The organism is Microbacterium faecale (assembly GCF_014640975.1).
GTDB lineage: Bacteria > Actinomycetota > Actinomycetes > Actinomycetales > Microbacteriaceae > Microbacterium > Microbacterium faecale.
The window spans coordinates 1,749,356-1,764,122 of the sequence record NZ_BMHO01000001.1 but is presented as its reverse complement, the minus strand read 5'-3'; the positions used below and the strand labels follow the sequence as shown (position 1 = coordinate 1,764,122).

General features: G+C 70.4%; 9 protein-coding genes. 3 read left to right on the top strand and 6 right to left on the bottom strand.

Annotated elements, in window-relative coordinates; genetic code table 11:
- Positions 1-613 precede the first annotated feature (613 nt).
- Together IEW87_RS08295 and nudC are read right to left on the bottom strand one after the other, a co-directional pair.
- Positions 614-2,329, bottom strand: coding sequence for an ATP-dependent helicase (locus tag IEW87_RS08295; RefSeq protein ID WP_188711787.1), 1,716 nt, complete (start codon positions 2,327-2,329; stop codon positions 614-616).
- Positions 2,326-3,219 (bottom strand): NAD(+) diphosphatase, encoded by an 894-nt coding sequence (nudC, locus tag IEW87_RS08290; protein ID WP_188711786.1) that lies wholly within the window; start codon positions 3,217-3,219, stop codon positions 2,326-2,328. Before nudC ends, IEW87_RS08295 begins: the two co-directional genes overlap by 4 nt.
- 59 nt (positions 3,220-3,278) lie before the next feature.
- On the opposite strand from nudC, the gene IEW87_RS08285 reads away from it, so the two are divergent.
- Positions 3,279-4,469 carry a phosphotransferase gene (locus IEW87_RS08285; RefSeq protein ID WP_188711785.1) on the top strand — a complete coding sequence of 397 codons (1,191 nt, stop codon included), beginning with the start codon at positions 3,279-3,281 and terminating at the stop codon, positions 4,467-4,469.
- Here the strand turns inward: IEW87_RS08285 and IEW87_RS08280 are convergent, their stop codons facing one another.
- Entirely contained in the window at positions 4,470-7,895 is a 3,426-nt protein-coding gene (locus tag IEW87_RS08280) for an ATP-dependent helicase (RefSeq protein WP_188711784.1), read from the bottom strand.
- Complete coding sequence (locus tag IEW87_RS08275) at positions 7,892-11,134, bottom strand: ATP-dependent DNA helicase (protein ID WP_188711783.1); 3,243 nt, start codon at positions 11,132-11,134, stop codon at positions 7,892-7,894. Before IEW87_RS08275 ends, IEW87_RS08280 begins: the two co-directional genes overlap by 4 nt.
- Positions 11,135-11,294: 160 nt before the next feature.
- Here IEW87_RS08275 and IEW87_RS08270 point away from each other — a divergent pair, with 160 nt between their 5' ends.
- Positions 11,295-11,519, top strand: coding sequence for a DUF3107 domain-containing protein (locus IEW87_RS08270; RefSeq protein WP_188711782.1), 225 nt, complete (start codon positions 11,295-11,297; stop codon positions 11,517-11,519).
- A gap of 52 nt (positions 11,520-11,571) precedes the next feature.
- On the opposite strand, the gene IEW87_RS08265 is transcribed toward IEW87_RS08270, so the two are convergent.
- Complete coding sequence (locus IEW87_RS08265; RefSeq protein WP_188711781.1) at positions 11,572-12,285, bottom strand: ferritin-like fold-containing protein; 714 nt, start codon at positions 12,283-12,285, stop codon at positions 11,572-11,574.
- A 163-nt stretch (positions 12,286-12,448) separates the two neighbouring features.
- On the opposite strand from IEW87_RS08265, the gene IEW87_RS08260 reads away from it, so the two are divergent.
- Positions 12,449-13,864 carry a DEAD/DEAH box helicase gene (locus tag IEW87_RS08260; RefSeq protein WP_188711780.1) on the top strand — a complete coding sequence of 472 codons (1,416 nt, stop codon included), beginning with the start codon at positions 12,449-12,451 and terminating at the stop codon, positions 13,862-13,864.
- Here IEW87_RS08260 and IEW87_RS08255 read toward each other — a convergent pair whose 3' ends face one another.
- Positions 13,865-14,719, bottom strand: a complete 855-nt coding sequence (locus IEW87_RS08255) for a PHP domain-containing protein (protein WP_188711779.1) — start codon at positions 14,717-14,719, stop codon at positions 13,865-13,867.
- Between the last annotated feature and the right edge of the window lie 48 nt (positions 14,720-14,767).

Here is a 14,767-nt window from a genome sequence, read left to right as displayed (position 1 = left end):
CCGAAGCAGTGGCAGCTCGATCTCCTCGACGCGCTCGCTGGCGGGATCCCCGCCGGTCATCTCGCCGGTGTCGCCGCGGCGTTGGGCGCCGACCCCGCGGCGGCCGCAGACTTCGTCGCGCGCCTCTCCCCTGTGCTGCGCGAGATCGACGTGCCGCGCGAGGTGTCACTCGTCACGACCGACCGGGTCCCGCACGACGCTGTGCTCGGCGCGCACGATGCGTTGCGCAGCGCCGGTCTTGCCCCGGTCCACCGCACCATGCACGACGCGGTCGCGGCCGGCAGCGAAGCCGTGGTCCTGGCAGGCGCTGTCACGCCCCCGCACGTGGTCCGCGCGCTGATGCGCGCGGACGTGACTCACGTGGTGGTGTCGCTCGAATCACGACGCGCGAGCGTGGGGCCACTCGTCGTGCCCGGACACACTGCGTGTCTCGCGTGCCTCTGGGAGCACGAGAGAGCGCGCGACGCGTCTTGGCCGGTCCTCGCGACGCAGCTCGTCTCTCGGCGACAGCCGGATCCACCCTCACGCGCGCTCGCGACGATGGCCGCGGCGCTCGTCACGCGCGTCCGGGACGCCGTGGATGACAGCTCCGGCCGCACCCGTTCGGTGACGATCAGCGCCGACGGCCGCCACCGGTGGCGTTCGCATCGACCGCACGAAGCGTGTCTGTGCCGATCTCCGCAAGAAATCGCGACGGCTGCCGTCCCCGTGCCGATCCGCCCGCCCACGAGATCTCAAGCGACGTCGCAGCACGGGTGATCCCGACGTAGGCCAAGCGCCGCTCCTCGTCGACCGCCTCGAGCGTGCGCGCATACGAAATCGGCAGCAGTCCCTCCGAGGCCCCCATGAGGAACACATGAGGCCATTCGAGCCCCTTCGCCGCGTGCAGCGTGGCGAGCGTGATCGTCGCCATCGCTGGCTCGTGCTGATCCTTTGCGCGCGCGAGCAGGCCGTCGGCGAAGTGACGCATCGACGAGTGCTCGGGGGCCTCCTCTGCGAGGCGCAGCAGCGCCTGACGCGCCTCCCACGCCGTGCGCAATGCGCCGCCGGCCTCCGGCGCTTCGTCCGTGTGCCCGAGACCGCGCAGCACATCGCGCACCGCCGCGACGAAGCTCATGTCGGTCGGAGCAACCGCCGCGGCACGGATCGCCATGATCGCCTGGCGGACCTCGGGCATGTCGAAGAACCGCGTGCCGCCGAGCACGCTCGCCGCGATGCCGTGCCGCGAGAGCGCGTGCTGCAGCGGCTGGGACTGCGCGTGTGAGCGATACAGGACGGCGACGTCGCGCGGAATGACCGGGGCGCCGTTCGCGCCGTCGAGCAGACCGCGGATCCGCGACGCGATTCCGTCCGCCTCCGCGGCGTCATCCGCATACGCGCGGACGACCGGTGCAGGAGCCTCCCGTGCGGATACGGCGGGCTGCAGCCGCAACGCCCCCGGGCGATCCCGCATCAGAGCGTTGGCGACACGCAGCACCGGCTCGGCCGAGCGGTAGTTGCGTTCGAGTCGCACCACGGTGGCATCGGGATAGCGCGTGCCGAACTCGAGCAGGAACGACGCCTCCGCGCCCGCGAAGGAGTAGATCGTCTGGCTCGCGTCGCCGACAACGCAGATGTCACGCCGTTCGCCCAGCCAGAGCTCGAGCAGACGGTTCTGCAGCGGCGAGACGTCCTGAAACTCGTCGACCGTGAAGTGACGGTACTGCTCGCGGACCGCCACAGCGACGCGCGGCTCCGATTCGATCATCCCCGCGCACGCGAGCAGGACGTCCTCGAAGTCGAGCTGACGGCGTTCGTCCTTCAGCCGCTCGTACGCGCTCATCAGCTCGACGAGCGCGTCGGCTCCGATGGATCCGACCGACCGACCGAGCATGGCGTACTCATCGATGGGCCGCATCGTGACCTTGCGCCATTCGATCTGCGCGGCAACGTCGCGGAGAGTCCCCGTGTCCGGACGCAGCCGCAGCGAGTCCGCGGCGTGCGCGAGCAGGCGCACCTTGTTGTCGACGATCGAGGGGGCCGTGTCACCCGCGACGGTCGGCCAGAAGAAGTTCAGCTGCGCCAGCGCCGCGGCGTGGAATGTCTTCGCCTGCACGCCGACCACGTCCATCGCACGCAGTCGTCCGCGCAACTCTCCGGCGGCCTTCGACGTGAAGGTCAGCGCCATCACGCGGTTCGGCGTGTACGTGCCGTCCGCGACGCCGAACGCGATCCGGTGGGTGATCGTACGGGTCTTGCCGGTCCCCGCACCAGCGAGGATCGCGACGGGACCGCGCACGACCTCCGCCGCGGCTCGCTGCTGTTCGTCGAGTCCGTCGAGGGGGTTCACGGCGTCTCATCGGCGGCGTCGTACCAGACGCGGATGAGGCGATGCGCGACCGACAGACCTCCCGGGAGGCGCACATCGAGTTCGCCGCGCAGCCCTCGTCCGATCTCCTCCCGGGTGAACCACCGCGACGAGATGATCTCCTCCCCGTCGGGGCGCACCTCCGCATCGTCGATGACGCGGGCGTGGAACCCGAGCATGAGCGAGCGCGGATATGGCCACGCCTGAGATTCGACATACTGCACGTCGGTCAACCGCACGCCCGTCTCTTCCTGCAGCTCGCGATGCACGGTGCGCTCCGCCGACTCGCCCGCCTCCACGAACCCGGCGAAGCACGAGTACATCTCGCCGCGCCATGCCGCGTTCGCGCCGAGGAGGAGGCGCGTGCCATCGGCGCTCCGAGGGGCGACGATCACGGCCGGGTCCGTGCGCGGGAAGTGCTCACGGCGACAGCCATCGCAATGCCGTGACCACCCGCTCGTCGCCAGGAGCGTGGCTTCGCCGCACGCGGGGCAATGCCGCGCGTCCCGCAACCAGCGCCCGAGTGCGACGGCGGCGACGGCCATCTCCGCCTCGGCGTCCGGCAACGCGGCGCCGAACTCGCGCAGCGAGCGCGCGCCGTCGAGCTGCGGCGCATCCCTGTCGGCGGCTGCGAGCAGAACGGCGGATCCGTCCTGGTCCCTGCCGAGGAACGCGACCTCCGCGCCGGCGGGGATCGACGCCGGATCCACGAACCGCAGTGCGGGCGCGGCCGCGTCGCCAACGGGCATCCGATCGCCGTCCACGAGGAGTACTCGCGTATCGCGATCACGGCGCAGGGTGTCCACGAGATCAGGCGTGAGACGCTCTGCTGCGCTCGGATCGAATGTGCCGGCGGTGTCGGAACTGGTCATCGACTCCCTCTCTGCGTGGCGTGGTGCGGCGCGTGGCGGGGCCACATAGTGTGGGCGGCATGGCACGATCCACTCTCACTCTAGCGGCGGCTGCGTCGGCGGCTCTGGGAGACGAGGTCATCACGACGACGCGCCGACTGACGGCGCAGGGAGCCGGCCGTTTCGATGCTGCGCTCGTGACGGCGTCCGGCGAAGACGTCGTCGTGCGGATCCCCACGGATGAGACGGCGCTCACGGACGTCGAGGCAGAACTCGTCGCGCTGCGCGCGCTCACCGCGGGCGCACGCGAACTGCTGGGGTTCGCGGCCCCGGAGATCCGAGGAACGGCGCCGCTGGAGGATTCGCGCGTCGTCGCGACGACGTTCCTGCCGGGTTATCTCGTCGAGGCCGCGCACATCCCCGCGGGTCGCGGCGTCGCGACGGCAATCGGCTCCGCCACTGCGCGCCTGCACACCCTGCCGCCGTCGATCGTGCGATCGGCGGGCCTTCCCGAGCGCAGCGCGGCGGATGCGCGTGCCGACCTCGAGAAGCTGCTCGACGCGATCGGCCGCAGCGGCCGGGTCCCCGTGCGACTGATGGTGCGCTGGCGGGAGGCCGCCGAGGACGACCGCCTGTGGGGGTACGAATCGACAGTCGTGCTGGGCGGAGCGCAGTCGACCTCGTTCGTGATGCGGGACGATGCGGAGGGCGCGCCCGTCGTGACGGGCGTCCTCGACTGGCAGGGCCTGGCGATCGGCGACCCTGCCGTCGACCTGCACTGGACGGCGGGCGCGCCTGACGCCGCCGACGACGTCTTCCGCTCGTACGCGGGCGGAGCCGTGCGCGCGCCCGATCGCGCGCTCCGCGTCCGCACACGGCTGCACGCCGAGCTGGAGTTCGCCCGCTGGCTGCTTCACGGCATCGAAGCGCACCGCCCGGATGTCGTGGACGACGCGGCGGACCTGTTGGAGTCGCTGTCCGACGGGCTCGTCAACGACGTGCTTCTCGCCGACCTCCCGGCGCGCGAACGCGCCGACGTCTCGGAGGCGGTCGCGCTGCTCGATCGTGTGCCGCGCACCGAACGTGAAACGTCGGATACCTCAATGCACACCGATGCCTTCGATCCCGACGAGCTCCGCCTCCACGCAGAGGAGGACTGGGACGCCGCTCCCCCGCGGAGCGCTCCGGATGACGCCGACGCGACCCAGCCCTCGCTCGAACTGGAACCGGACGCGACCCAGCCCGTCGACCTCACCGACGACGAACGCTGATCAGCGGCGGGCGGCGCGCCACCTGTCGACGAGTTCGTGCTCCGTCAGCGGTGATTCGTCTCGGATCACGAGATCATCCGACACGTAATAGAGCGCGACGTCGATCTCGTCGAGGGGAACGCCGTGGCGGCGGTGGTAGGCGAGCCGGTACAGGGCGAGCTGCAGCATGCGTTCGTCGCGCTGACGTCGGTCGGTCGGCGCCTTGCCCGTCTTCCAGTCGACGATCTCGATGCGTCCGCCGCGGTCCTCGCGGCGATAGACGGCATCGAGCTTGCAGATCATGATGTGCGGCGGCGCACCGTCGTCGAGCGCGAGGGCGAAGTCGACTTCGGTCTCGACCTCGATCGGTTGAAGGGGAGCCCATTCGCTGCGCTCGAAGATCTTCCGCAGTCGGGCGAGGTCACGTTCGTCCTCGGCGGATGCTCCGCCCGCCGCGCCGTACTCGTCATCGTCGATCTCCCAGAGGGCGTCGTCGGGGGTCAGCGTCGCACCGATGAGCCCCGAGCGCTGCTCGACCCACTGGTGAAAGAGTGTGCCGAGCCGCGTCTGGCGGAACGGACGCTCCGGCATGGGGCGCTCGATCTCGGTGAGGGTGGCGTCGAAGTCGACGACATAGTCCTTGAATCTCGATGCCGGGACGCGCGTCGGGATCGCCGTCCGCGCGCGCCGCGCGGTCGCCTCGCGTTCGGCGAGGAGCCTCGCCAGCTCGGCGGTCGGTTCGGCGACGCCGGCGCTCGTCACCCGTTCGGCGGCGGCCGCGACGCGCTGACGGCGCGCGCCGAGCGCATCGACGGGCCACGCGAGCGTCACCCCCGCGCCGTCATACGGGTTCTCGTCGTCGTCGATCGGCGCGAGCGGTTCGCGTCCAAGCTCCTCGAGCACCTCAGCGAGGAACGGACTCGGCTGTTTCGGACGCTTCTGTCCGGACCACCGAGATCCGGTCAGGAGCAAGTTGGCCCGAGCGCGCGTGACCGCGACGTACGCCAGTCGTCGTTCCTCCTCGGCGTGGTAGGCCCGGTTGGCGTCGGCGAAAGCATCGAAGGCGTCTTTGAGGTCGCGCTTCGCGTCGCGGAGCGCCTCCGGGTCAGCGGGGCGGATCTCCGGAGCCTGCCAGGAGAAGCGCGGGAGCGCTGCGGCGTCGCCCCGAAACACGTACGGGAGCCGGCCGAAGGCGAATCCGCCGCTGATGTCACGCGACCCCGCGGGGAGCTCGCCGTCGACGACCCGCGCGACGACCACCGAGTCCCATTCCAGCCCCTTCGACCCGTGGATCGTGAGTAACTGGACGACCCCAGGTTCGGCGGGCTCCGTCCGCGGCATGAGGTCGTCGGCCCGCTCGGCGTAGTCGAGCCATGCGAGGACGCTTCCGATCGTCGCCCGATCGTCGACGGACAGGAACGCACGGACCTCCTCCGTGAACGCGCGCAGCTGCGCCCCGGCCGTCCGCGCTTCACCTCTCGTCTCGTTCGCCGCGAGTTCGACGTCCAGGCGCAGCTCCTGCTCGATCATGCGGATGAGGTCGGGAATCGGACCGGTCGCGGCGGCGCGCAGCCGGTCGAACAGTTCGGCCGCCTCCGTCAGCCGGGCGATCCCCTGTTCGCTGAAGTCTGCGAACAGCCTGCTGCCGTGCCGACGGGTACGGATCGCATCGAGCCCGTCGATGATCGACACCTGCTCGTCGATTCCGGCCGATGCGCGGACGCGCTGCCGCACCTCCTCGCTGAGGCGCGCGCCCGACGCGTCCTGTTCTGCGAGCCGCGACGCGAGATCGTACAGCGCGGCCATATCGGCGACGCCGACGGCGAACCGCGGTCCGACGAGCAGGCGGATGAGCGCCGAGCCGGCGCCCGGGTCGTCGATCACCCGCAGCGCGCACACGACGTCGGTCACCTCGGGGACGTCCAGAAGGCCGCCCAGCCCGAGGATGCGGTGCGGGATGCCGCGGTCGGCCAACGCGTCCGCGAATCGGCGCATGTGCTTCTTCTGGCGGAACAGGATCGCACCGGAATGGCGGTCGGCGTGCTCGGCCGCGTCGTGGTCGGCGATCCGGTCACCGAACCACTCCGCCACGTGACGGGCTTCGTCGTCCACCGTGTGGGCGAACTCGATGTCGAGCAGCCCGTCGCCTGCCCCGTCCCGTGCACCGAGCGGTTCGACGCCGTCGCTGGAGCCGGCGAGTGGGCGCACGAGCCGGTTGGCGGCGTTCAGCACGACCTGCTCGTTGCGCCAACTGGTCATGAGGCTGAACCGATGACACACCCGCTCGTGTGCGAATGCGCGCGGGAAGGAATGGATGCCGTCGGCGCTCGCCCCGCGCCAGGTGTAGATCGCCTGGTTCGGATCGCCGACGGCCATCACCGACTCGTCACGGAACAACGTCGAGAGCAGCCGCGTCTGCAGCACCGACGTGTCCTGGTACTCGTCGAGAAGAACGACACGGTACTGATTCCGGATCTCGTCGGCGACGTCGGGCGCGCGCTCGACGACCTCGAGGGCGCCAGCGACCTGATCCGCGAAGTCGAGGACGCCGCGCCGCTGCTTCTCGCGGTCATAGCGGGCGACGAGCTCGAGCAGACGCGGCAGCGACGTCAACGAACCGTACGCGCGGTCCCAGGCCGCGGGCCGAGCAGAGAGCGGATCCGCAAATGGCTCCAGCGCCGCGGACAGTTCGCTCGCGTAGCCGCGCACCCGGTCTGCCAGGGTGCGCCCATCGGCATTCGAAGTGGGCCGGTTCTCGAGGAGGTCGCCAGACAGGCTCAGGATCGCATCGGCGATCCTGCCGACCCCCTTGTCGAGTTCGTCGAGTCCGAGATCATCGGCGTGGATGGCGACGTGTCGCGCGATGATCCAGGCAGCGGAGGAACTGAGCATGGCGGCGTCGGGATCGCGTCCGATGCGGGACGCGTTCTCGCGGACGACCGCGTCGGCGAAGGCGTTGTAGGTCGACACGCGCACCTGATCCAGCAGCCTGTCGATCAGCGGTCGCTCGTCGCGTTCCGCGCCGAGGTCGCGCGCGAACGCATCGAGGACGTCTCGGCGCACGGCATCGCGCGCGGGCCCCGCCGGTGCGCGCTCGATCCGCGTGAATTCGGAGGTCTCGACGATCGTGTCCAGGTGCGGCAGGAGCCCGCGCCTGCCGAACTCGTCGAGGTCCGCGAGTCGGGCGGAGATGCGCTCGGAGAGTTCGCCGGCGGCTTTCCGTGTGAAGGTCAGCCCGAGGATCTCGTCGGCGCGGACGTGACCGTTCGCGACGAGCCACAGCACGCGTGCCGACATCGTCGCGGTCTTGCCACTGCCGGCGCCCGCGATGACGAGAGCTGGCTCGAGCGGCGCTTCGATCACGGCACGCTGTCGCGGCGTCGGCGCGAACGAGCCGACTGCACGCATGATGACATCAGCGGAAAGCGACAGAGGGGTGGCGGTCATGCGCTCACGGCTCCGATCGTGTGGATGCGGCAGATCGGCGATCGACGGGAATCGTCGCAGTGGGCGTCGACCGACGCGGAGAAGCTGGCCGCCGACATTCCCCGCGCCGCGCCGATGACGCGCTCGAGGTACTCGTCGCGCGCGAGGTGCGGCGCGCCGGTCTCATCGCCGTCGAGCACGCGCTGGTGAGCGACGCGATAGGTGCTCCGCGATAGCGTCTTCGAGACCACCACGAGGCGCGCGCCGGCGAGCGCGCCGGGTTCGGCCGCGTCGACGAGCCCCTCCTCGACCGCGAGTTGGTATGCGGCGAGCTGGGCGTCGTCGATGACCTTCGCATCGGCGACGCGCTCCTCGGAGCGTCCGCTCTTGAGGTCCGTGACGACGACGCGCTCGGCCGCCTCGTCGTCGCGCGAACGCATCACCTCGAACGACTTCGGCGAGCGCGCCGGCGCGTGCTCTCCCTCGCCGCGCGGGTACGCCTCGACCCGATCGATCACGCCGCTCAGCACGGCGCGGCCCGGTCCGCGCACGTCGTCGCCGGTGATGATCTCGCCCGTGTCGAGATCGATGGCGAAGGCGAACGCCGCCTCTGCCGCGATGACGCGGCCACGCTGCGCACGGACGTTCGCAAGGTAGTCATCGAGGCGGACGAGATACTCGTCGAGCCGTCGCCGCTCCCCCGTCGCGACCCACCGGGATTCGAAGTCGAGCTCGCCCCAGCGTTCGTCGACGACCGCACGCATCTCGTCGATGCCGCCGTCGGGAACGCGCTCGAGCGCGGCGTGTAGGAGGGTGCCGATGCCCGCGCTCGGAGAGGTCATCGTGTCGCCGCCGAGCGCGGAGATGACCCACTCGAGGCCGCATTCGAGGAACGAGGTGATCTTCGACGGTGAGACGCGCACATGCTCGCTCTCGAGGTCGCGCAGCGGCGCCGTCGAGGTGGGCGCGCGGAGCCCGTACCACTCGTCAGGGTCAGCTCCCGGGACCCGCGCGGCCGCGAGCAGCCGCAGCTGCTCGGCGGCGTGCTGGCGGTCGGCTTCCTCCGCGGTGGTCGCGGTCAGGGTGCGGCGGTGACGGGCGACCAGCCCGCGCAGGGTGAGCGGGTGGCCGTTGTCGTGAATGGGCTCCGGGTCCGGGAGGGAGGCGAGGAGCGGGCTGGGGGTGGCGTCGTCGTCATCGACCGCCGTCACGATCACGCGACTGCGGGCCCGTGACAGCGCGCGGACGAACAATCGCACCTCGTCGTGGAGCGCCTGGCGGCGGCGGTCGAGGACCGGCGGGTCCGCCTCGTCTGCGTGACCGGCCCGATGGGCGAGCACGGTGTCGGCGAGGCGCCAGGTTCCGAGCATTCCGCCACGCAGTCGCGTGTTGGGCCAGACGCCGTCCTGCAGGCCAGCGATCACGACGATCTCGAACTCGGTTGAGAGCGCGTTCGCGGGCGTGAGCAGCGCGACCGTCTCTCCGAGATCGGGCGAGGAGAGGGTGTCCTCCGGGACATCGCTGTCGAGGATCTCACGGATGAATCGTTCGGGACGGTCGTTCGGGCTGCGTTCGATCGACCGCTTGGCCGCGGCGAAGAGCGCGACAAGACCGTCGAGGGCGCGCGCGGCATCGCCAGAGGAGCGTGACGTCGATGTCGCGGCATCGCGCCATTCGTCGCGCAGCCGACGACCGCTGATGCCACGCGCACGGTCCCAGACATGCCAGAGCAGATCGTGCACGGTGGCTCCGCCGCGACGGAGGACCGCGATGTCTCTCATCGTCGTCGCGAACCGCTCGGCCGCGCGTCCTTCCGGCGTGCCGAGCGTGCCGAAGGAGACCGGGTGGGCGAATCCTTCGTGGACGAGTTCGCGTGCCGGCCGGCTGCCGCCCTGTTCGAGCTCGGCGTGACGGAGGCTCCCGCGCAGACGCCGCAGGGCGACGCCGTCGAATCCACCGTACGGAGAACGGAGCGCGGCGACGAGGGCGTCCGGATCGCGCTCGGCGGGATCCGTGAGTCCCAGCCGGAGGATCTCCATGATCTGACGCACGGCGCGCTCGCTCCCGAGCGGCCTCGGGACGCCGGCAGCGCGCGTCGGTACGTCGCGGGCGGCGAGTTCGGATTCGAGAGCGACGAGCTGGCGCGTGTCGTGCGCGATGACGGCCATCTCGCCCCAGCGGACGCCGTCGTTCAGATACGCGTCGCGCAGGCGTCGCGCGATCTGGTCGACCTCCTCTGGCGGCGACGGTGCGCGAACGACCGACACAGCGTGCCACTCGGTCGGTTCGGGCCCCGGCGCCCGGCGATGCTGGACGTGTCCGCCGACGCCGATCGCCGCGGTCATGTGCCGCACGAGCCACGTCGGCTCGCCGCCCGCTCGATGTTGTTCACGCAGCACGAGCACTTTCCCCAGCGACGCGACGAGCTCGGAGAAGACCTCCGGAGTGATGCCGCGGAACGCTCCCGAGCCGATGTCCGGGTCGCCGGCCGCGAGCACCGCCACCCCGCGGGCGCGCAGCGCCTCGACGAGGGCCGTGCCGCCGCGCGTCAGCTCTTGGGCGTCGTCGACGATCACGGCCCGCAGTTCGTCGACGCCGGGCACGTGCGCGCCGTCGCGGAGCGCCGCGGTCGCCCCCTGCAGGAGCTCCGCGGCGTCGCGCGCCTCGTCGTTCATGTTCTGAATGACCCCGGCGTACTCGTCGAGCAACGCGACGATGGGCCCCCAGGCGCCGCCGCGCACGGTCTGCAGCTCGTCACGAGATGCGTCGAGCTCGACGGCGGTATCGAGGAACGCGCGGAGCTCGGAGCGGAACTCGCGTGACCGGCGCACGGTCGGACCGAGGTGGTCGGGCCAGGCGATCCGCGCGTCTTCGATGTCGCCCTCGATGAGGTGCGCGAGGATCCGGTCCTGCTCCGCGCCGGTCAACAGCGTCGGTCCGGCGGCTCCTCGTGCCGCGGCGTCGGCGCGCATCACGTGGAACGCGAAGGAGCCAACCGAGCGCGCGACCGGACCCGGCGTCGCGGCACGCACGCGCTGGCCGAGACGATCGCGCAGGCGTGTCGCGGAGGCACGGGACGGCGTGAGCACGAGGACCTGGCCGGGGGCGAACGGCGCGTCGTCGCCGTCGATGAGCCGCGCGACGCGTTCCACGAGGACGGCCGTCTTGCCGCTGCCAGGCGCGCCGATGATCGTGCCCGTCGCGTCGGGCGCGAGTGCCAGCACGGCCTGCTGGTCGGGATCCCACCTCGTCAGAGCCATGTCTCACACGCTACTGACGAGCGGCGACATTCTTCCCTCGCCGCCCGGTGTCGCGGGGAAGCGTTCGCCGTCAGCGTGCGTCGGGTCGCGTTGCCCGCGCCTGCAATAGGCTGGTGCGGAGCCCCGTTCGGGGCGGAAGTCGCTACGAAAGGCACGATCCGTGGATATCCGCATCGGCATGATCAACTCCGGCCGCGAGCTCACCTTCTCCTCCGACGAGACCGCGGACGCGATCGCGAAGAAGGTCGACAATGCCCTCTCCGGTGACGGCGCGTCGCTGAGCCTCACCGATTCCAAGGGCGCCACCTATATCGTGCCGACCGCGGCCCTCGCGTATGTCGAGATCGGCACCGAAGAGGCGCGCCGAGTCGGCTTCGTCGCCTGAGGGAAGACGTCCCGCCCGAGGACAACGCCGCGATGTGCGTTCCCGCGGCGCGTCAGGCGGAGAGACCTAAGTGGGACATGCGTTGTGAGTGCGCGGTCACCAGTGCGGTGAACACGGGCTCGACGCGTTGCTCCTCTTCGAGGTCGAGGCGGGTTCGGCTGAGGCCGGCGCGCGCGACGAGGAGTGTGTCGCCAACGAGGCGGCGCGCCCACATCGACAGCAGCCCGCGCATCTCCGCGTCATCGCGGATGGTCGTGACCAGCAGATCGACGAGCAGGTCGCGGTCGTGCTCGACGCGCAGGACGCGCTCGACGCGGCGTCCCGTGTCGCCGTAGCTCGAGGCCAATGCGAGATAGAAGTCATCGAGGATGCCGGCGGTGATGTGCACCGTGAGCATCGTCTCGCGCTGCCGCACCCCGAGTGTGCTGTGTCGGAAGTGATCAAGAGATGCTCGGAACGGCTGCATGAGCTCGGTCGGGTCCTCGTCGCGGTCGCGGATGATCTCGACGATCCCGCGGTGCTTCTCCAAGGCGGCCCCCGCGGCGTGCGACAGCGCTTCCTTCTCGGCAAGTTCCGGCGTGTGTCGGATTAAGCGCGTGAGCGTCTCGAAGTAGCCGAGCTGCAGATACGCGGCCTGGCCGAGGAAGACGTTGACATCCGGCGCGAGTTCCTCGAAGTCGACGCGGACAGCGTCCCCCGCTTCACCACGCGCGCGGAGCCGCAGCTTGCGGACGGGGCGGCGACGCTTCCAGAACCAGTTGACCACCAACTCAGCGTATCGGGGCTTCAGGAGTCGGCAGGTAAGCTGGCCTCAGCTCCGGCACCGGATCGGAGTCCCGCGCCTGTGGCTGTGATGTGAAGGGCGTGGACGTCACAACCGGCGGCAGCCGCGTCGACACGTCGCGCCGCCGAGACAGGCAGCATTCTTCATGACCGCATTCGCCGATCTCGCGATCGATCAGGACATCGTCGATCAGCTGACCGAGAAGGGGATCGAAGAAGCGTTCCCCATCCAGGAGCAGACGATCCCGATCTCGCTGCCCGGGCAGGACGTCATCGGCCAGGCCAAGACGGGCACGGGAAAGACGTTCGGATTCGGCATCCCCATCGTGCAGCGTCTCGGCAAGGACCCGGAGCCGGGCGTCAAGGCGCTCGTGGTCGTACCGACGCGCGAGCTCGCCACGCAGGTGTACGAAGACATCGACCTCCTCACTCGCGGCCGCTCGACGAGCGTCGTCGCGATCTACGGCGGCAAGGCCTACGAGGGTCAGATCGAGCAGCTCCGAGCCGGCGCGCAGATCGTGGTCGGCACGCCCGGGCGCCTCATCGACCTGGCCGGTCAGGGACTCCTCGACCTCTCGAACGCGACCGAGGTCGTGCTCGACGAGGCCGACAAGATGCTCGACCTCGGCTTCCTCGCCGACATCGAGAAGATCTTCCAGCGCGTCGCGCAGAAGCGGCACACACAGCTGTTCAGCGCGACGATGCCTGGCCCGATCGTGGCCCTCGCACGCCGATTCATGTCGAACCCCATCCACATCCGCGCCTCCGACCCGGATGAGGGTCTGGCTCAGGCGAACATCCGCCACGTGATCTACCGCGCACACCAACTCGACAAGGACGAGGTCATCGGCCGCATCCTGCAGGCGAACGGCCGCGGCAAGTCCGTCATCTTCACGCGCACGAAGCGTCAGGCGCAGCGTCTCGTCGACGAGTTGGCGGATCGCGGCTTCGCGGTCGGTGGCGTGCACGGAGACATGGGTCAGGAGCAGCGCGAGCGCTCGATGGCGGCGTTCAAGGCGGGCAAGCGCGACGTCATGGTGGCGACCGACGTCGCCGCGCGCGGCATCGACGTGTCCGACGTCACGCACGTGATCAACCACACGATCCCCGACGACGAGAAGGCTTACCTGCACCGCGTGGGCCGCACGGGGCGCGCGGGTCGCGAGGGGATCGCGGTGACGTTCGTCGACTGGGACGACCTGCACAAGTGGGCGCTCATCAACCGCGCGCTGGACTTCGGTCAGCCCGAGCCGACGGAGACCTACTCGACGAGCCCCCATCTCTACTCCGATCTCGACATCCCCGAGGGAACCAAGGGGCGCATCGCCAAGGCGCCGACGAAGAAGAGCGGTGAGGACAACAAGCGCGGCAACGCAGATGAGGGACGCTCGCGTCGTCGTCGCCGTTCGTCGAACGACGACCGCCAGCGCACGCCGCACAAGCAGGAGGGCGAGGGCACGCACGACGGCTCCGGCAAGGAGCACCACGACGGCAAGCCCGCCGCAGCGCGCCGTCGCCGTCGCCGTCGCCGCTCCTCCGGACAGACGCAGCAGGGCGCGTAGTCAGAGCACCGGGTCGGTCCCGGATGCGGCCCGGAGGATGCGTTCGACCATCTCGGGACTCGTGGTGTTCTCGCCGATGACGTTGGGCTTGCCCGCGGCTCCGTGGTAATCGCTTGAGCCGGTCACGATGAGATCGCGCGCCACGGCGATCTCGCGCAGGAGCGCCACGCCGTCCGGGCGATTCTCGCGGTGGCCGAGCTCGAAGCCGTGAAGGCCCGCGTCGACAAGCCGCTCGATGGCGCGGCGCGGCAGCATGTCGCGGCCAGCCGGATGCGCGATGATCGCGACCCCGCCGGCTGCGACGATCCGCGTGACGACCTCGTGCGGCGAGGGCGCGGCATGCCCGACGTAGTACGGACCCCGGTGATGGAGGATGCTCGCGAACGCCTCATCGCGCCCCGGAACGATCCCTGCCGCGACGAGCGCGTCGGCGATGTGCGGCCGGCCGATCGTCGCATCGCCCTCGCGTTGAGCGAGGACGGATTCCCACGTAATCGCGTAGTCGCGCGCGATGGCATCGACGATGCTCCGTGCGCGACCGACGCGATCGTGCCGGACTCCGGACATGAGTGCGGCGAGTCCCGGCTCATCGGGGTCGAAGAGGTATCCGAGCACATGAACGCTGCGCCAGGCGTGCTTCGTCGAGAACTCGGCGCCGGGCAGCAGCGCGATGCCGCGTTCGCGGGCGGCGTGCTTTGCTTCGTCCCAGCCGGCCACCGTGTCGTGGTCGGTCAACGCGATCGTCCCCATCCCGGCGTCGGCTGCGGCGGAGACGACGTCCCGTGGCAGTTCTGTGCCGTCGGAACGCACAGAATGCAGGTGGAGATCGGCAGGGCCGGGAGCACGGGACGGCACACGAGGATCCTATGCCGATCCGCAGGTTTCGTTCGCCCGCGATGGCGG